Origin of the sequence: Corynebacterium sp. HMSC077D03, from assembly GCF_001808545.1 — a bacterium.
GTDB lineage: Bacteria > Actinomycetota > Actinomycetes > Mycobacteriales > Mycobacteriaceae > Corynebacterium > Corynebacterium simulans.
In genome coordinates this window covers 283,007-302,052 of sequence record NZ_KV793706.1, presented here as the reverse complement: position 1 = coordinate 302,052, position 19,046 = coordinate 283,007, and the positions used below count along the sequence as shown (strand labels likewise).

Here is a 19,046-nt window from a genome sequence, read left to right as displayed (position 1 = left end):
ATGGAATTTATTGAGAACGCTGTGACAACGTTCAACGATTCGGTATGGACTTATCTGATCCCGTGGATCTTGATTGCTGCGGGACTATTTTTCGGCTTTAGGACTGCGCTCGTACAGGTGCGCATGGTCCCGCAAATGTTCAAGGCTGTGGTGGAACGTCCGAAGGGCGTCGGCCGCGACGAAGACGAGGACTACGGCGGAATCTCCGCTTTCAAGGCTTTTACCATTTCGGCGGCCTCGCGCGTGGGCACCGGCAACGTCGCGGGCGTGGCTGTGGCTATTTCCGTGGGCGGACCTGGTGCCGTGTTCTGGATGTGGCTGATTGCCATCCTGGGTGGTGCGACGGCGTTTATCGAGTCCACCCTGGCTCAGGTGTGGAAGGTCCGTGAAGGCACTGCTTACCGCGGCGGCCCGGCTTATTACATGAAGCGTGGCCTAGGCTGGGGCCCGCTTGCCGCTATCTTCTCTGTGGCCATCGCCTTTACCTTCGGCTTTGTCTACAACGCATTCCAGACCAACGCCATTGCCGATTCCATCGCGTTCTCCTTCGGCCGTGACGACTTCTCCTTCCGCTTTATCATCGGCGGCGTTATCGCTGCTATCTCCGCTCTCATCATCTTCGGTGGTGTGCAGCGTATCGCGAATATCACCCAGGTCATCGTTCCGTTTATGGCGGTTGCGTACCTGCTCATCGGCGGCTTCGTCGTCGTGGCCAATTTTGACAAGGTCCCGGGCATGATCGGTGACATCATCGGCCACGCCTTGGGCTTCAAGGAAATTGCCGGCGCCGGTCTAGGCGCTGCCATGATGAAGGGAATCCAGCGCGGCCTGTTTTCCAATGAGGCCGGCGAGGGCTCCGCGCCGAACGCCGCAGCTACCGCCGCCGTGTCGCACCCCGTCAAACAGGGGCTGGTGCAGACCTTGGGCGTTTATTTCGACACGCTGGTTGTCTGTTCTATCACCGCCTTCATCATCCTGCTGGGCCCTACCGTCAACTACGGCGCGGAAGCCGAGGGTGTTTCCCTGACGCAGGCTGCACTGGCTTCTGAGGTGGGCGATTGGGGCATCCATTTCGTCAGCTTCATCCTATTCTTCCTGGCATTTTCTTCGATTCTGGGCAACTACTACTTGGCAGAGGCCAACGTGGAGTACTTAACCCGCAAAAAGAGCGTGCTGATCCTCTTCCGCCTCGTGGTGCTCTTCTTCGTATGGTTTGGCGCCGTGGGCTCTTTGCCTTTGGTCTTCGCCCTGGCAGATACCGGCGCGGCAACGATGGTCTTCCTGAATATTCTTGCCATCGTTCCTTTGTCCGGCGTAGCCATCAAGCTGCTGAAGAACTTCAACGAGCAGCGTCGTGACGGCGTGGACCCGATTTTCCATCGCGACATGATGCCGGAACTGAAAAACGTCGAGTGCTGGGACGGCTCTGACCCGGTTACCCGCCGCAGCCCGGAGGACCGCAAGCACTTGCAGCACAAGTACGACCTGTCGGATCGCACCAATCTACGGGAGTACTAAATGCAACGCCTGACCGCTTTCGTGCACGGTACGGTCCAAGGCGTTGGCTTCCGTTGGTGGACGCGCTCTCGGGCCCTCGAATTGGGCCTTGCGGGCCACGCCACGAACTTAAAGGGCGGGCGCGTGCAGGTTGTTGCCGAAGGCCCGCGCGAGGACTGCGAGCGCCTGCTCGAGTTATTGCGCGAGCAGCCTTCCACCACCAAGCGCCCCGGAACCGTAACTACCGTGGTGGAGCAGTGGTCCGACCCACGCGGTGAGAGCGGCTTTATCGAACGCTAGCGCCTAGGCTTGCTAAACTTTCACGAATGCACCTGAAATCGCTCACGCTCAAAGGCTTCAAGTCTTTCGCGTCCGCGACGAACCTGAAATTCGAGCCCGGCATCTGCGCTGTGGTTGGTCCGAACGGCTCAGGTAAGTCGAACGTCGTCGACGCGTTGGCGTGGGTCATGGGCGAGGGCAGCGCCAAGACCCTGCGCGGCGGCAAGATGCAGGATGTCATCTTCGCCGGCGCGGGCGACCGCAAGGCGCTAGGCCGCGCCGAGGTAACCCTTACCATCGACAACTCCGATGGCGCGCTGCCCATCGAATACTCCGAGGTTTCTGTCACCCGCCGCATGTTCCGCGACGGCGCCAGCGAGTATGAAATCAACGGCGCCAAAGCGCGCCTTATGGACATCCAGGAGCTGCTTTCTGACTCCGGCATCGGCCGCGAGATGCACATCATCGTCGGTCAGGGCAAGCTCTCCGAAATCCTAGAATCGCGCCCAGAAGATCGCCGCGCTTACATTGAGGAAGCCGCCGGCGTGCTCAAACACCGGCGTCGTAAAGAAAAAGCGCAGCGCAAGCTCACCGGCATGCAGGCCAACTTGGATCGCCTGCAGGATCTCACCGAAGAGCTGGGCAAACAGCTAAAGCCTTTGGCCCGTCAGGCCGAAACCGCCCAGCGCGCGGCCACCGTCCAAGCGGATTTGCGCGATGCCCGCCTGCGCATCGCCGGCGACCAAGTCGTGCAAACCCGCAAGAAGTACGCCGATGCCGAGCAACAGGCTCAGGTGCTCGCCGAGCAGGTGGCGGAAGCTACCGAGCAGCACGAAGAGGCCACAGGCGTCCAGTTGGAAATCGAGGCCCAGCTCGAGGAGGTTAATCCGCAGGCCGAGGCCGCGCAGAAGCTGTGGTTCGACCTGTCGACGCTGTCCGAGCGCATCGCCGCCACCCAGCGCATTGCGGAAGAGCGCGCGAAAAACGTCGGCGCACAGGTCGCCTATGCAGGCCAAGACCCAGAAGAGCTCGAGGCCCGTGCCCTGCGCGCGGACGAGGAGCACGCAGAGCTGCTCATGGAGGCCGAAGAGGCCGCCGAGCGTCTGGAGTCCATCCGCGAGGAGGTGGCGCAACGCCGCGCCGTCTTCGAAGAGGCGGAAAAGGAACACATGGCGCAGCTACGCGCGATTGCGGATCGTCGCGAGGGCGTGGTTCGCCTCATCGCCTCCGAGGAAATCCTCGCCGGGCAGGTCTCCGCGGCAGAGGAGGAGCTCGTGCGCCAGGAGGAGACGCTGCAGTCCACCAAGGCGCGCACGCGCACGGCGCAGGCTGAGGCGGACGAAGTTGCCGATAAGTTGGAGGCCTTAAACGCCGAGCGCGAGCCGTTGGAAGAGGCCCACGTGCGGGCGGCGAGTGAGTCAGGGGCGGCCGAAAAACGCCTGGAGCAGCTTCGCGACGGCCAGCGCGAACGCGAACGCGCGGTCTACACGCTGCGCTCGCGCATCGATACTTTGGCGCAGACTGCCCCGGAAAATATCGACTTGGGCGAGGGCTTTAAGCCGCTGGCGCAATACATCACCACCTCCCATGACACGGCCGTTGCGGCGGCGTTGGGCGCGTTCGCGGAGGCGCAAACGGGCGCGGTTACAGAGGACATCGTGGCAGCCTTGAGCACCGCCGCCCGCACCCCGCTGGTGGACACCACTGCCGCGGGTGCCTCCGACTGGCGTCTGGACGCCAACCTGCCCAGCGGTGCGACCTGGCTGCTGGATGAGATGCAGCTTGCACCCGAGGTACAGGCGGCGCTGACGCGTCTGCTTTCCGACGTCGCGCTGGTCGGCGATCTTGCCCTAGCTCGCGAGCTGGTGCGCGAGGATCCGCGCCTGCGCGCGGTTACTGCCGAGGGCCTGTTGGTGGGCGAGGGCTGGGTCGAAGCCGGTACCGGCGCTTCTTCTACCGTCGAGGTCACCGCGCGCATCGCGGAGGCAGAAGGCCAGCTGGAATCTGCCACGCAGGAGTTGGAAGAGCTTTCCGGCACCCTGGAGGGCGCGAAGATGGCGGCCGAGGAGGCTCGCGTCGCGGCGGCCTCGGCAAAGGCGGCCTTGCGTGAGCACGACACGACCGTGGAAGCCTGGCAGCGCGACCACCAGCGCCTGCTGAAGCAGCACGAGGTCAACAAGGCTGAGCATGAGAAAGCCGCGGCCCGTGCGACCGAGATTGAGGTCAAGCTTGCCGAAGTGCGCGAGCAGCTGGCTGAGACCCGCGACCGCCTCTCGCGCGTCGATGAGGAGGTCGAAGACGGCGAGCCTTCCTCCCACGAGCGCGATGCTGCCTCGGCCGCTTTGGAGCAGGTCAAGGCCATGGAGATGGAGGCCCAGCTCGCGGTGCGCACCGCCCAAGACAAGGTGGGGCAGGCTGCGGGTAAGGGCGACGCGCTGCGTCGCCAAGCGCAGCATGAACGTCAGGCAAAGGCCCGCCATGAGCAAGCGATGGCGCGTCGTAAAGCGCAGGCCGACTTAGCTCAAGCGGTGGCAGGCCATGCCACGGACCTTGCCGGACGCGCATCCCAGGCCCTGGAGCGCGCCACCGCTGAGCGCGATGAGCTGGTTAATCAGCGCAACGTGTTAGGCGGGCGCTTGCAAGCGGCCAAGCAGCAGGTTTCGGCAACACGGCAGAAGCTCGACCGTCTGACGGCGAACGCCAATCATTCCGAAATCGCCCGCTCGCAGGCGCAGGTGCGCGTGGATGAGACCGAAGCGAAGATCGTGGACCAGTTGGGTATTGCGATCCCTGACTTGCTGCGCGATTACACGCCGGGCGAGGACTTCGACCGTAGCGCGGAAAAGGCGCGACTGAAGCAGGCAGAAAAGGACCTGAACTCCCTGGGCAAGGTCAACCCGCTGGCGCTGGAGGAGTACAAGGCGCTGGAGGAGCGCTATTCCTTCCTGTCTACGCAGCTCGATGACGTTATCCAGGCGCGCAAGGATTTGGCGGGCGTGATTGAGGACGTGGATCAACAGATTCTGCAGCTTTTCACCGATGCGTGGAACGACGTGGAGGCGGAGTTCCCGAAGGTCTTCCAGACCCTTTTCCCGGGTGGCGAGGGCCGCCTGATCCTGACGGAGCCGGATGACATGCTGGCCACCGGCATTGAGGTTGAGGCGCGCCCGCCGGGCAAGAAAGTCAAGCGCCTGTCCTTGCTTTCTGGTGGTGAGAAGTCCCTGACCGCCTTGGCGATGCTGGTGGCCATCTTCCGTGCGCGCCCGAGCCCGTTCTACGTGATGGACGAGGTTGAAGCCGCGCTTGATGACGTCAACCTGCGACGCCTCATCGCCCTGTTTGAGGAACTGCGCAAGGATTCGCAGCTTATCGTCATCACGCACCAGAAGCCGACGATGGATGTGGCTAACGTCCTCTACGGCGTGACGATGCGTGGCGATGGCGTCACGCGCGTGATTTCGCAGCGTATGAGCCAGGCTGGCGACGCCCCCGGTTCCGCCGCTGCAGCCGAGGACGCCACGCGCCTGGGCGTCGATGCCCCGCGCGGCGCTGCGCTTGGTGACGCCGCCGAGCCCGCCGCTGAGTCCGACTCTGAGTCCAAAACCCAGGGTTAATCCGCAGGGTAGTGGTGCCAGGCTGCACCAAGCCTGGCACTATAGAGGGCATGAATACGACGTTGATGTGGATTCTTATTGCCGTAGCCGTCATTGTGCTGCTGGCGATTGTGCTGGTAGCAGTAGGTAAAAAGCGCGGCGATGCCAAGAAAGTATCGTTCGAAAAGCCGGCCGAGGAAGCTCCCAAGGAGCTGACCCAGGAGCAAAAGTCTGGCAACTACCAGGCCAAGTCCGGGTTCAACTTTGCCCCCGCTGGCAGCGGCGCCAAGGAGCCAGAGAAGGTTCCCGCTCAGCCAGTCAAGCCGGCTGAGCCCACCAAGCCTGCTGAGCCAGCTAAGCCTGCTGAGCCTAAGGCTGAGAAGTCCGCACCCGCCGCTGGTGTTGCAACCGGCGCGGCCGCTGCCGGTACCGCTGCCGCAGGAGCTGCAGCTGCTGCTGCCTCCAAGTCGGCGGAGTCTGAGCCTGCCAAGACTGAACCTGAAAAGGCCGAGCTGGTAGCAGATGAAAACCCGGTTGAACAGCCGGCCGTCGAAGAGCCGGCAGAAGAAGAACCGGTTGCTGAGGCGCCGCAGGAGGAAGCGGTCGCGGAAGAGCCGACGGTGGCTGCCGAAAGTACAGACGAAGTCTCGGCAGATGAAGCCCCGGAATCTCCAGCAGAAACTTCTGATGCCGAAGCTGAGGAAGCTGCGGAGGCTGAGGAAGCCGCGGCGGCAGCCGAAGCGCAGACGCAGGGCGCTGAGGCAGCGCTAGAGGCCGAGCCGGAGGAGCTTGAAGTCTCTGAGGACGCTGAGGTTGTCGAGGCGCCGGAGGCGACGGAACCTGATATTGCGCCGGCGGGTGGCCGTTTGGGGCGCCTGCGCGGCCGCCTGTCGCGCTCGCAGAATGCTATTGGACAGGGCCTGATGGGCATCTTGTCCGCGGGTGACCTCGACGAGGAAGCGTGGGAGGAAATCGAAGACACCCTCATCATGGCGGACCTGGGCACCAAGTCCACTATGAAGGTCACGGAGGCGCTGCGCGATAAGTTCGCAGAGCGCGGCGTCGCCAGTGAGGAAGAGGCCCGCGCGATGCTGCGCGAGTGCCTCATAGAGGCCGGCCACCCGGAGATGGACCGTTCCATCAAGGCCATGCCGAACGAGGGCAAGCCTGCTGTCATCATGGTCGTCGGCGTCAACGGCACCGGCAAGACCACCACCACGGGCAAGCTTGCGCGCGTGCTCGTCGCGATGGGTCACAAGGTGTTGTTGGGCGCCGCGGATACCTTCCGCGCAGCCGCAGCGGATCAGCTCGAAACCTGGGGTCGCCGCGTCGGCGCCAGCACGGTCCGCGGCAAGGAGGGCGCTGACCCGGCTTCCGTTGCTTTCGATGCCGTTGCAGCGGGCGTTGACCAAGGCGTAGACGTCGTCCTCGTCGACACCGCCGGCCGCCTGCACACTTCTGTTGACCTGATGGATCAGTTGGGCAAGGTCAAGCGCGTGGTGGAAAAGAAGACTGAGGTGGACGAGGTTCTGCTGGTTCTCGACGCCACCGTTGGCCAGAACGGCCTCACACAGGCCCGCATTTTCCGTGAGGTCGTCGACATCACGGGCGTGGTGCTGACCAAGCTCGATGGCACCGCCAAGGGCGGCATTGTCTTCCAGGTTCAGGAGGAGCTAGGCGTCCCAGTCAAGCTTGTTGGTCTGGGCGAGGGTGCCGATGACCTCGCGCCATTCGAGGTCGAGGGCTTCGTCGACGCCCTGCTCGGGGAGAAGTAGCCTCCTTTTAGCCTCGCGTTTGCCGCCGTGGATTTCTTTCCGCGGCGGCTTTTTTATGTATGGGGTGGTGCTTTCCGGAGCCGCCGCTAGAACGACGCTGGAAAGCGCTGCTTGGAGGTTGTTTTTCTTGCAAAATCGCCGCGCGAGTTGTCGCCTTGAGTACCGAAAAAATGTGCTTTGACGTGGGCCACAATGGTAGTGTGGGAACGTCGTATTTTATGCGCGCTCTAAGTAATAAATCTCTACACAATGGTTTGTGAGGCTAATTTTTCGTGACACTTATTTATGTTGTCCTCCTCGCAGCTTTGGCAGTGGTTCTTGCCCCAGTAACCGTCAAGGTTGCTGATCGCGCCGCCGGCTACCCCCTAGCCGGCATTTTTATTGTGGCGGCAGGTCTTCTTGCCAAAGAATTTGGAACTCTATCGGCGGGCGAAGAGCTGTCTTTCTCGCGCACGTGGGTCGGCGACGTCGTCGGCACCGGCATCGACGTCCACTTCGCTCTGCGTGGCGATGCCTTGGGCGTATTCTTCGCCATGCTGGCTTTGGTCATCGGCGCCGTAGTCTTTACCTACTCGGCCGCCTACCTGCCCAAGGGCAAAGGAAACACCAGCTTCTACCTGCTGATGACGGCATTTACCATGTCGATCCTGCTGCTGGCGCTGGCTAACGACGTTATCCTGCTCTTTTTTGCCTGGGAGCTGGTTTCCCTGGCCTCGTTTATGCTTATCGCGCGTTCGGGCAAGGCGGGCGAGAAGGGCTCGCAGCGCACGCTGATTTTGACCTTTATCGGTGGCCTTACCCTGTTGGCAGGCGTGGCCATCGCGGCGACGGCCGCGGGTACTACCAACCTGGAAAAGATTCTGGCCTCCGGCGTCTGGCACGAGCGCCCAGGGCTTACTGCCGCCGTGGCAGTTCTTATTGCTTGCTCTGCTTTTACCAAGGCCGCGCAGTTCCCGTTCCACTTCTGGCTGCCAGAGGCCATGGCCGCAGCAACGCCGGTCTCTGCCTTCCTGCACGCAGCCGCAGTGGTCAAGGCAGGCGTGTACCTGCTGATTCGTTTCTCCACCATCTTCCACGACGTGGCCGTGTGGAACTGGCTGCTTATCGTCGTCGGTATGGGCACCGCCGTTATGTCCGCGGTCTTTGCGGTGCAAAAGACTGACCTGAAGAAGCTGACCGCTTATTCCACCGTCTCGCACCTGGGCTGGATCGTGGCCACCATCGGCGTCGGCACGCCTTTTGCTATCACCGCCGCCCTGGTACACACGCTGGCGCATGCACTGTTTAAGTCTTCTATCTTCATGCTCATCGGCGTGATTGATCACGAGGCCGGCTCCCGCGATATCCGCCGCCTCGGCGTACTGTGGAACAAGATGCCATGGACCTTCGGCTCCATGGTTATCGGCGCGGCATCGATGGCCGCGGTTCCACCGCTTTTGGGCTTCGTCTCCAAGGAAGGCATGCTCACTGCCTTCGAAGACGCGCCCATCGGTGGGGCAGGGCAGCTGGTGCTGCTGATGGTTGCCGCAATCGGCGCCTTCTTTACCTTCACCTACTCCGCCAAGATCGTCTTCGGCGCCTTCTTCGACGGCCCGCGCAACATGTCCAAGGTCCACGAGGCGCCTGTTCGCCTCTGGCTGCCGGCAGCACTTCCGGGCTTTATGTCTTTGCCGCTGGTCTTCGTGTTGGGCAAGTTCGACAAGCCTTTGGACTTGATGGCAGGTTCCGTGGGAATGGAATCTCACGCCCACCTTTCCCTGTGGCACGGGGTGAACGTTCCACTGGTCATCTCCGTTGCGGTTCTCATCGCGGGCATCGCCGGTATCTTCATTCGCAAGCAGCTGTGGTCCGCATTCGAGGACACCAAGCTGGTTCCGCGCACCGGCAACCAGATTCTGCGTTCTGTCCAAAATGGCGCGGCCGCGATCGGCCGCTTTGTCGGCCGCATGTCCGATACCCATAATCCTTCACGCCTGATGCTGCCCATCGTCTTGCTGCTCATCATTCTGGCTGCGGCAGGCCTTATCAGCGAAGGCGTCGACGGCGTCGCTCTTGCACCACGCGTCGAAGGCCTGGATAACCCATGGGATCTTTTGCCGCTTTCCATCGTCGCGCTGTCCATGTTTGGCCTGGTGCGCACCCGCAACCGCCTGACGGGCGCGGTGATGATCGGCATCGCCGGCACGGGCGTGACCCTGCAGATGTTCCTGCTCGGCGCACCCGACGTCGCGCTGACCCAGTTCACCGTCGAGGCACTGTCTGTCATCGTGATGATGATGGTGCTGCGCTACCTGCCGGAGAAGTTCCACCCAGTGCAAGAGAAATCGCGTAAGACCGGCTCCATCGTGGTAGCTGTCCTCGCCGGCGTGGCCGCCTTCCTCGGTGTCTGGGGCCTGATGGGCCGCCATGAGCGTTCCGATCTTTCTCTGTGGTACCTGGACAACGCTCCGGATATCACCGGCGGCGACAACGTCGTGGCCACCATCATCGTGGAGTTCCGTGCACTCGATACCCTGGGCGAGCTTTCAGTTCTGGGCATGGCCGCCGTGGTGATTGCTTCTGTTACCTCCACGCTGCCGCGCTTCCCATTTACCTCCGGCACGCGCCCGGCTCCGTTCGGCCAGTCGCAGCTAAATTCGGTTCCGCTGCGTAAGGGCATTGCCATCGTTATTCCGATTTTGGTTGTCACCTCCGTCGTGGTCTTCTACCGCGGTCACCAGGCCTCGGGCGGCGGCTTCCCGGCCGCGCTGATTATGGGCGCAGCCATCGGCCTGACCTACCTGTCCCGCGGCTCTGATGAGATTGTCTTCGGCCGTATGACCCCGATTCACCTCACGGGCATCGGCATCATCGTGGCGCTGACTGCAGGCTTTATCGGTTACATCCCGCACCACGGCGAGCCGGGCGGCTTCCTGACCGCCATCCACGGCCACGCCTTGGGCCAGCACTGGACCACGTCGCTGATTTTCGACCTCGGTATTTATCTCGCGGTTCTGGGCATGCTGACCATGGCCATCAACGCCCTCGGCGGTTATCTGCGCCCGGGCACGGAGCGCGACTTCTTGCCATGGGTCCACGACGACGATTCCGCGTTGCCGACGACCCCGCGCGTTGTGCTTGACGACGTCGATGATCCTTACCCCGAGCCCATCAACCCCTCGAGCAATCCGCTGGCTTTGCTCAACAAGTCTGAGGCTCGAACTAAGAAGGACTCGCCGCGCGTGGCACGCCAGAAAGGCGGGGAGAAATAATGATTCTTGCACTAACCATCGCACTGCTTATCGGTTCTGCGGTCTATCTCATCCAGCAGCGTGGCTTGGTCCACATCGTGCTGGGCATGATGGCCTTCGGCCACGGCGCAAACCTGACGCTGCTCGCTACGGGCGTGTACTCCTACCGTGGGGAATCTTTCCCCTCGCAGGTCGCACACGACCAGATGGCGGATCCGCTTCCGCAGGCCTTCGTGCTTACCGCCGTGGTCATTTCCATGGCGACTTCCACGATCTTGCTAACCATGGCGGCTATGGGCGCCAATGATGACACGGACATCGTGGAGCCGGTTGATGACAACACCATTGACCACGCGTTCTCCACGCTGGGTCGTGATTCTAAGAATCGAGAGATTTTGCAGCGTTCTGCCAACAAGATGGATCGTGTGAAGCAGTTGGACCACAGTGAGGGAGGGGAGAAGTAATGGCTGAACTCGTCAGTGCACTGTTGCCGCTATTCCCAGCGGTTCCCCTCGTGGCCGCGGCCTTGGCCCTAATGGCCCCGTGGCGCGGCGTGCGTGATTCCATCATGCTGATTATCCCGGGCATCGGAATCTTTGCTGGTTTCGCACTCTTGCTCTATACCTTGAACAACGGCGTGGTGGCCCACACCGTGGGCGGCTACCCAGGTAACGCGGGTATTGCCTTCGCGGCAGATACCTTCTCCGCGTTGATGATTGTCACGACGATGATCGTCGCATTCGGCGCCAACTGGTTTGCCATCGTGGGCGGCGAGACGAAGTCGCGCTACTACCCATCGTTGACGCTGATTCTCATCACCGGTGTCTGCGGCGCGCTGCTTACCGCAGACCTCTTCAACTTCTTCGTGTTCATCGAGGTCATGCTGCTGCCTTCTTATGGCCTCATCACGATGTCCGGTACCTGGTCGCGCCTCGCGGCCGGCCGTGCCTTCGTTCTGGTTAACCTCTTTGCCTCGACGCTGCTAGTCGTCGGCGTGGGCTATATCTACTCTGTTACCGGCGCGGTCAACCTCGCCGCACTAGAGGGCGCTGCGGCGGGCCACGGCCCAGTGACCGTGGCCTCGGGAATCGTAATCATCGCCATCGCGGCGAAGGCCGGCGTCTTCCCCGTGCAGTCCTGGCTGCCGCGCACCTACCCAGGCACCTCGGCTGCCGTGATGGGCTTATTCTCCGGCCTGCACACCAAGGTTGCGGTCTACATGCTCTACCGCCTGTGGGTCCACCTTTTTGGTATGGACCAGCGCTGGGGCACGCTCATCATCGTGGTCATGATCATCTCGATGCTGATCGGCGCATTTGGTGGCTTGGCCGAGAACTCCATCCGTCGCGTGTTGGGCTATCAGATGCTCAACGGCATGCCTTTCATCTTGGTGATGATGGCCTTTACCACCCACGATCCGCAGCGAGCTCTCGCCGCCGGCATCTTGTACACCATCCACCACATGCTCACGGTGGGCTCGCTCATCCTGGCCTCTGGTGCCATCGAAGAGACCTACGGCACTGGCTTGCTTTCTAAGCTTTCGGGCCTGGCACGCCGCGATCCGCTCATCGCCTGGATCTTCGCCGCCGGTGCTTTCTCCGTGGTGGGCTTCCCGCCATTTTCTGGCATGTGGGGCAAGGTCTTGATCGTCATCGAGATCGCCCGCACCGGTGGGGTATGGGCATGGATTGTCATCGCGGTCATCATCATTGCTTCCTTTGCCGCCTTTTTGTCCATGCTGCGCGTGTGGCGCGAGGTTTTCTGGGGCAAGGATCTGCCAAAGCAGAAGGTGCCGAAGGAACTGATCATCCGCAAGAAGCTGATGGCTCCTTCCGCTGCGCTGATCATGGGCTCGCTGACCATGTTCGTCCTGGCAGGCCCGTTCATGGATATCACCCTGCACGCGGCACAGGATCTGCTGGATACTCAGGCTTATACCGAAGCCGTGCTTGGCGACGCCCCCGTTGCCTTGCCAGACATCGACTCCATCCAGGGAGGTCGCTAAATGAAACTTTTCTTCCACTCCTGTGTCTATGGCCTATGGCTGATTAAGGAGATCTTCGTTGCCGGTTTCGGCCTGGCCATGGAGTCTTTCAAGCCGCATAATTCTTACCACCCAGTCATCGTGCGCTACCCGTTGCGCGTGACCGATGCGTGGGAGATCTTCTGGTTTACCTCGTCTATCACCGCAACCCCTGGCACTTTGTCGCTGGGCCTGCGCGAGCCGGTGGCAGAGGGGTTGCCGCGTATCGTGCTCGTCCAGGCGGTCATGGGCGATGACCCGGTAGAAATCATGGAGTCGCTCGCGGACATGGAGGAGCACTTGGCACCGCACGTGAAGGACATCGACTATGGCGTGCCAGGCCAGAGCGATACCAAGGACCTGGATCCGGCCTTCTACGAGTACCCACTCGAGACCCTCGGCCGCCACATGCGTGCGCCGGATATCGCGCAAGAAGAAGACACCCCGTTGCCAGCGGATGAGACGGAGAAGTATTCCGTCTGGCCGCTGCATCCGGAAAGGAAGGGCGAATAATGGTAGATTTCGCGCAGTTTAGCGCTTTCGAATGGGTCATCTTCGTCTGCATATTCGTGATGGGCGGTGCCCTGGCTTCGGCCTTGGTCTTGGCGCTGCGCTCCCGCGACGAGCTGACACGTACCGTCATGTCAGACATGGCCTTCTACGGCATGCTGTGCATGTACATCGCTTGGACCTTTGTCAATCACGCCTCGATTCTCTATGACATCGCCATGCTGGCAGCGATTGCAGCCGGCGTGCTGCCTACGTTGTCGATGGCGCGCATCATTTCGAAGGGACGTCGATAAGCATGGCGTGGTACGAAATCATCGCATCCATTCTCCTCATCGTGGCCACCTTGTTGGTGGTTGCTACCGCAATCGCGCTGTGGCGCGCCCCCGACGCGTTGACCCGAGTTAACCTCTTGGGCCCGACCGTCGGCCTTGCGGTGCCGCTGTTGCTCGTGGGAAAGCTCGTGGTGGACTTTGCTGAAAACGGCTTTGATCTGTGGTCGCTGGTGCGCGTTCTCATCGCATGCTTTGGCGTGTGGATCATCGGTTCCGTTGGCTCTTTCTACATGGGCCGCTCCATCTACGGCGTCACCGTCACGGACGTGAAGTATGCGCGCCGCATGCGGAAGCAGACCGACATGGTAGAAGCCAGTGAAGACGAGATTTAATTAGCGCCGCGGCGGCGCCGTTGACGCTAATATGATCACATTAGGCACATACTTTCAATCGGAGCCCAAGGAGTAGGACATGAAACTCATCACTGCTGTTGTAAAGCCTTTTACGCTGCCGGATATTCGCGAGGCATTGGAACAGCTTGAGGTTCATGGTCTCACCGTGACTGAGACGCAGGGCTTTGGTCAGCAGCGCGGACACAGCGAGGTCTACCGCGGTGCCGAGTACGCCACCGACTTCGTCCCGAAGGTCAAGCTGGAGGTCGTTGTTAATGACGCAGCGGTAGAAGAGACCATCAACGCTATCGTTGAGGCTGCCTACACCGGCAAGATCGGTGACGGCAAGCTGTGGGTAACCCCAGTCGAGGACGTCATCCGCGTGCGCACCGGCGAGCGCGGCGAGGCTGCTGTCTAAATGGACAAAGCCGCGCAGCTGCGCGCAGAAGCTTTCGATGCGGCAGAAGCATTGATTAAGACCCTGGCGCTGCCAGAGGGCACCGCCCTCGCAGCGACGGGGTCTTTTGCGCGCCGCGAGATGACAAAGTATTCCGATCTGGATCTGCTGTTGATTCATCCAGAGGGGATGGTGCTAGACGAGCAGGCGGTGGCCAACATTTGGTATCCCATCTGGCAGGCGGGGTATCACCTGGATTATGCCCTGCGTACCCCGGGCGAGTGCGCGGAGATAGCCGGCACGGATCCGGCGGCGGGTTTTGCGCAGCTGGATCTGTCTTTTGTGGCGGGTAGCAAGGCGCTTGTCGACGAAGCCCGCGCCAAGCTTCTATCCCAGTGGCGGGTGTTGCTGCAAAAGCATTTCGATTCTTTCGTCAGCACCGCAATTGCGCGCTGGCGGCGTTCGGGCACGTTGGCCACGATGGCGAATCCGGACATTAAAAACGGGCGGGGCGGCCTGCGCGATATCCAGTTCATTAGGGCCCTGGCCCTGGGCAATCTTGCCGACGCCCCGCGGCTGGATGCCGAGCGTGACCTGCTGCTCGATGTCCGCAGCCTTTTGCATATGCATGCCCATCGTCACCGCGACCTTTTGGACCCTGAATTCGCCGCGGAGATCGCTGACGAGCTGGGGTTTGCGGACCGTTACGAGCTTTCGGCCGCGGTGGTGCGCGCGGCATCGACAGTCGATAGGGCAATGGAGCGCGCGCTTGCCACGGCCCGCGGCGTCGTGGGCAAAAGGCAACGGGACCGTTCGCGCAAGCCTTTGGACCTAGGCGTCGTCGATAGTGGCGGCTACGTGACGCTGGCGCGCAACGCTGATCTGCAGGACCCAGGGCTAGGGCTGCGCGTGGCGGCGGCGTCGGCGCGCACGAGCCGGCCCATTGAGCCGGGCGTGTGGAAGCTGCTGGCTAACGCGCCTGCGCTTCCGGAGTGTTGGAGTACCGCGATAACCGACGCCTTCTTTACTATCTTGTCTTCGCCCACCGAAACGCCACGGCTCATTGAGGAGCTTGACGAGGTGGGACTGTGGGAGACTCTGGTGCCGGAGTGGGGGCACATCCGCGGGATGCTGCCGCGGGAGCGCAGCCACGCGCACACCGTGGATTATCACACCATGCTGACCGTGGCGCGCTGCGCGGAGGTGCGTACCACGGTCGCGCGTCCGGACTTGTTGTTGCTAGCGGCGCTGTACCACGACATCGGCAAGGGCTATGGCCGCCCGCATTCCGCCGTAGGCGCGGAAATGGTGACCAAGGCCGCGGCAAAAATGCGGCTGAGCCTTGCGGATCGTTCGCGTGTGCAGACGCTTGTGGCAGAGCACACAACCTTGGCCAAACTGGTCTCCCGCATGGACCCGGAATCGGACGCGGCTCGGGATAAGTTGCTGGCGGCGGTGCATTATGACCACCTGACGCTTTCGCTGTTGCTGGTCTTGGCACGCGCGGACGCTTTATCGACTGGCCCCAACGTGTGGAATCCGCGCCTGGAGGCGGGCATTCGGGTGCTGTCTTCGCGCGCCTTTGCGCAGCTGGAGGCGCTGGCACCTACGAAGCCGGTGGTGTATGCGGAAAAGGAGATTGCGCTCAAGGCGAACTATGAGGAACGCACCCTGACGGTTTCGTGGCGGGGCAAATATCAGCGCGAGGTCATCCGCCCGCTGGCGCTGATTGCGGCGTTGGGGTGGACCATCGAGTCCTCCCGCATGGGCAGGGTAAGTGACGCGCAAGGCGAGGGCTTCGCTGCTGAATTCGACGTGCGTACCGTAGCGGAGAGCTTCGATGCGGCGGCCGATGAGGCGCGTTTCATCCAGTCCTATAAATCTGGCGTGTACACCATGCTTCCGGAGATTGATGGCGCGCCCACAACGGCGATGTGGACGGGAAGCATCTTCGAGGTGCGTACGGGCGAGCGTACGGGTGTGCTTGGACATGTCATCGCCAAGCTTCCCGATTGCGAATGGATTACGAGCTACGTTCCGGGCGCAACGATGGTGCTGCACGCCAAACCGCTAGGCGATGTCGCGCGCGCGACATTGGTCAGGAATGTGACCGAAGCGCTAGTCAGCGGCTAAGCTGGGGGAGTTAAAAAATTACTCGAGATTGTTTAGGGAGCACTCACTCGTGTTTGAGTCACTGTCCGATCGCTTGCAAACTGCCTTGTCGGGCCTGCGTGGCAAGGGCAAGCTGACCGAGGCCGACATCAATGCCACCGCGCGCGAGATTCGCCTTGCGCTGCTGGAAGCTGACGTCTCGCTGACCGTAGTCCGCGCGTTCATCAAGCGTATTAAGGAGCGCGCTGCCGGTGCAGAGGTCTCTGAGGCGCTGAACCCGGCGCAGCAGGTTGTCAAGATTGTCAATGAGGAACTCGTTGACGTCCTGGGTGGCGAGACCCGCCGCCTGCAGCTGGCAAAGAACCCGCCTACGGTCATCATGTTGGCTGGTCTGCAGGGCGCTGGTAAGACCACTTTGGCCGGTAAGCTGTCCAAGCACCTGGCCAAGCAGGGCCATACACCGATGCTGGTGGCCTGTGACTTGCAGCGTCCGGGCGCGGTCCAGCAGCTGCAGATCGTTGGTGAGCGTGCGGAGGTGCAGGTCTTTGCTCCGGACCCAGGTACCTCCATCGACTCCAACGATCACGAGATGGGTACCTCCCACGGTGACCCAGTCGCCGTCGCCCAGGCCGGCATCGAGGAAGCTAAGCGGACCCAGCACGACATCGTGATTATCGATACCGCGGGCCGCCTCGGCATCGATGAGACCTTGATGACGCAGGCACGCAACATACGCGATGCTGTGAACCCGGACGAGGTCCTCTTTGTCATCGATTCCATGATCGGTCAGGACGCGGTGCAGACCGCCGAGGCCTTCCGTGACGGCGTTGATTTCACCGGCGTCGTGCTGACCAAGCTCGATGGCGATGCCCGCGGTGGTGCGGCGCTGTCCATCCGTGAGGTCACCGGCAAGCCGATCATGTTTGCCTCCACCGGTGAGAAGCTCGAGGACTTCGACGTCTTCCACCCGGAGCGCATGGCTTCGCGCATCCTGGGCATGGGTGACCTTCTCTCGCTGATTGAGCAGGCTGAGGCCACCCTGGACCACCAGAAGGCAGAGGAAGCTGCCGCCAAGCTGGGCACCGGTGAGCTAACGCTCAACGACTTCTTGGACCAGATGCTGATGATTCGCCGCATGGGCCCGATTGGCAATCTGCTGAAGATGATGCCGGGCGGCAAGCAGATGAACAAGATGGCGGATATGGTCGATGAGAAGCAGCTCGACCGCATCCAGGCCATCATCCGCGGTATGACCCCGCAAGAGCGTGAGAATCCGAAGATCCTTAACGCCTCGCGCCGTAAGCGTATTGCAAACGGTTCTGGCGTTTCCGTCTCCGAGGTCAACCAGCTCATCGAGCGCTTCAACGAGGCGAAGAAGATGATGTCCAAGATGGCCGGCCAGTTTGGCATGGGCCCGGGCATGGGGCGCTCTGCCACCAAGAAGAAGCGGAAGGGGCGCAAGGGCAAGAACGGCAAGCGCAAGGCCCCGAAGAACCGTCCAGGCGGCGACATGCCAGGTATGCCAGGCGGCATGCCTTCCATGGAGGAGCTGCAGAAGCTGCAGGAGCAGATGGGCGGCGGCGGAATGCCAGGCATGCCAGGTATGCCAGGGGGTATGCCTAAGATGCCGAAGGGCATGGAAAACATCGACTTGAATAACCTGGACTTTGGCCAGGGCAAGAAGTAGTCGGGCCTAGAAGAGGCGAGGGAATTCCTCGCCTCTTTTTCTCGTTTTGGAGGCGTGTTTTTCTACGGCTAAAGTTGTATTTATGAAGCCGACCCCAGCCGTTCGCCAAGTTCACCACGACATCAACGCCAAGCCTTTCATCGCAATCTGGGAGGTGACGCGCGCGTGCCAGCTGGTGTGCCAGCATTGCCGTGCCGATGCGCAGCATGAGCCAGCGCCAGGGCAGCTGAGCACGCAGCAGGGCAAGGCGCTATTGGATTCAATCGCGAGCTATGAGAAGCCGCGTCCCATCGTGGTGCTCACAGGCGGCGACCCTTTTGAGCGTGGCGACCTCGAGGAGCTGACGGAGCACGGCACCTCGCTGGGGCTAAACATCTCCCTTTCGCCTTCGGTCACCCCGCGTCTTACTCGCGAGCGCCTAGAGGGCCTGCGGGCCGCGGGTGGCTCGGCGTTGTCGCTTTCGCTCGACGGCGCGACGGCCAAGACCCACGATTATTTTCGCGGCTTTTCCGGCATCTTTGACCAGACCATCGCAATGGCAGGGGTGGTCACGGACGTGGGCTACCGCCTGCAGATCAACTCCACGATCACCAAGAACAACGTTTATGAGGCGCCGCAGCTGCTCAAGCGCGTCATCGACATGGGAGCAAAGCTGTGGAGCGTGTTCTTCCTGGTGCCAACTGGTCGTGGAACGGGTCTCGAGGCGCTGACTCCGCACGAGCGCGAGGACGCTATGCACTGGCTGCACGATGTTTCGAATCGCGTGGCAATCAAGACCACTGAAGGCCCGCAGTATCGCCGCATCGTGCTGGAGGCACAGCAGGGCAAGGAATACGTCGGGGGAGAGCTCTACCGCTATCTCACCGAAGAGACCGAGCGGGTGCTCGGGCCTGCCGACGCCGCGCATACCCGCCGCCCGCGCCCGCCCATGGCGATTAACGCAGGCTCCGGCTTCGTGTTCATCGACCACCTCGGCGATGTTTATCCCAACGGCTTCCTGCCGATGCACTGCGGCAACGTCAAAGACATTCCGCTGCCCGAAATCTATGCCAATTCGCCTGTCTTTAAAAAGTTGCGCGACCCCGCCCAGTGGTCGGGCAAGTGCTCCGTGTGCGAATATGCCACCGTCTGCGGCGGTTCCCGCTCGACCGCGTTCGCAATGACGGGTGATCCGCTAGCTTCCGACCCGACGTGCGCATACGTGCCCGCGGCGTGGGGCAAATAGCAGAAAGCGTGGTGCCAGACGGCACCACGCTTTCTTTGCTCTAGGGTGAGGAAA

14 protein-coding genes are annotated in these 19,046 nt (G+C 61.7%); all 14 read left to right on the top strand.

The window, feature by feature from the left end:
* Window positions 1-1,518, top strand: a complete 1,518-nt coding sequence (locus HMPREF2888_RS11845; protein ID WP_070433273.1) for an alanine/glycine:cation symporter family protein — start codon at window positions 1-3, stop codon at window positions 1,516-1,518.
* Window positions 1,519-1,797, top strand: coding sequence for an acylphosphatase (locus tag HMPREF2888_RS11840; protein WP_061923298.1), 279 nt, complete (start codon window positions 1,519-1,521; stop codon window positions 1,795-1,797).
* A 26-nt stretch (window positions 1,798-1,823) separates the two neighbouring features.
* Window positions 1,824-5,390, top strand: coding sequence for a chromosome segregation protein SMC (gene smc, locus HMPREF2888_RS11835; RefSeq protein ID WP_070518855.1), 3,567 nt, complete (start codon window positions 1,824-1,826; stop codon window positions 5,388-5,390).
* Window positions 5,391-5,440: 50 nt separating this feature from the next.
* Window positions 5,441-7,144, top strand: coding sequence for a signal recognition particle-docking protein FtsY (ftsY, locus tag HMPREF2888_RS11830; protein WP_070518854.1), 1,704 nt, complete (start codon window positions 5,441-5,443; stop codon window positions 7,142-7,144).
* A gap of 272 nt (window positions 7,145-7,416) precedes the next feature.
* Window positions 7,417-10,395: a DUF4040 family protein gene (locus tag HMPREF2888_RS11825; protein ID WP_070518853.1), complete on the top strand. Its 2,979-nt coding sequence runs from the start codon at window positions 7,417-7,419 to the stop codon at window positions 10,393-10,395.
* Window positions 10,395-10,838 (top strand): cation:proton antiporter subunit C, encoded by a 444-nt coding sequence (locus HMPREF2888_RS13010; RefSeq protein ID WP_061923288.1) that lies wholly within the window; start codon window positions 10,395-10,397, stop codon window positions 10,836-10,838. Before HMPREF2888_RS11825 ends, HMPREF2888_RS13010 begins: the two co-directional genes overlap by 1 nt.
* Window positions 10,838-12,379 (top strand): monovalent cation/H+ antiporter subunit D family protein, encoded by a 1,542-nt coding sequence (locus HMPREF2888_RS11820; RefSeq protein WP_062044051.1) that lies wholly within the window; start codon window positions 10,838-10,840, stop codon window positions 12,377-12,379. Before HMPREF2888_RS13010 ends, HMPREF2888_RS11820 begins: the two co-directional genes overlap by 1 nt.
* Complete coding sequence (locus HMPREF2888_RS11815; protein WP_070518852.1) at window positions 12,380-12,910, top strand: monovalent cation/H+ antiporter subunit E; 531 nt, start codon at window positions 12,380-12,382, stop codon at window positions 12,908-12,910.
* Window positions 12,910-13,200 carry a cation:proton antiporter gene (locus HMPREF2888_RS11810; RefSeq protein WP_061923279.1) on the top strand — a complete coding sequence of 97 codons (291 nt, stop codon included), beginning with the start codon at window positions 12,910-12,912 and terminating at the stop codon, window positions 13,198-13,200. Before HMPREF2888_RS11815 ends, HMPREF2888_RS11810 begins: the two co-directional genes overlap by 1 nt.
* 2 nt (window positions 13,201-13,202) lie before the next feature.
* Window positions 13,203-13,571 (top strand): Na+/H+ antiporter subunit G, encoded by a 369-nt coding sequence (locus tag HMPREF2888_RS11805; RefSeq protein ID WP_061923276.1) that lies wholly within the window; start codon window positions 13,203-13,205, stop codon window positions 13,569-13,571.
* A 79-nt stretch (window positions 13,572-13,650) separates the two neighbouring features.
* Window positions 13,651-13,989 carry a P-II family nitrogen regulator gene (locus tag HMPREF2888_RS11800; RefSeq protein ID WP_062038390.1) on the top strand — a complete coding sequence of 113 codons (339 nt, stop codon included), beginning with the start codon at window positions 13,651-13,653 and terminating at the stop codon, window positions 13,987-13,989.
* Entirely contained in the window at window positions 13,990-16,101 is a 2,112-nt protein-coding gene (locus HMPREF2888_RS11795; RefSeq protein WP_070518851.1) for a [protein-PII] uridylyltransferase, read from the top strand. It abuts the gene before it with no gap.
* Between the two features lie 49 nt (window positions 16,102-16,150).
* Entirely contained in the window at window positions 16,151-17,767 is a 1,617-nt protein-coding gene (gene ffh / locus HMPREF2888_RS11790) for a signal recognition particle protein (protein WP_070518850.1), read from the top strand.
* A gap of 82 nt (window positions 17,768-17,849) precedes the next feature.
* A complete protein-coding gene (locus tag HMPREF2888_RS11785; RefSeq protein ID WP_061923264.1) occupies window positions 17,850-18,992 on the top strand; it encodes a TIGR04053 family radical SAM/SPASM domain-containing protein in 1,143 nt (380 codons plus the stop codon).
* The last annotated feature ends 54 nt before the right edge of the window (window positions 18,993-19,046 follow it).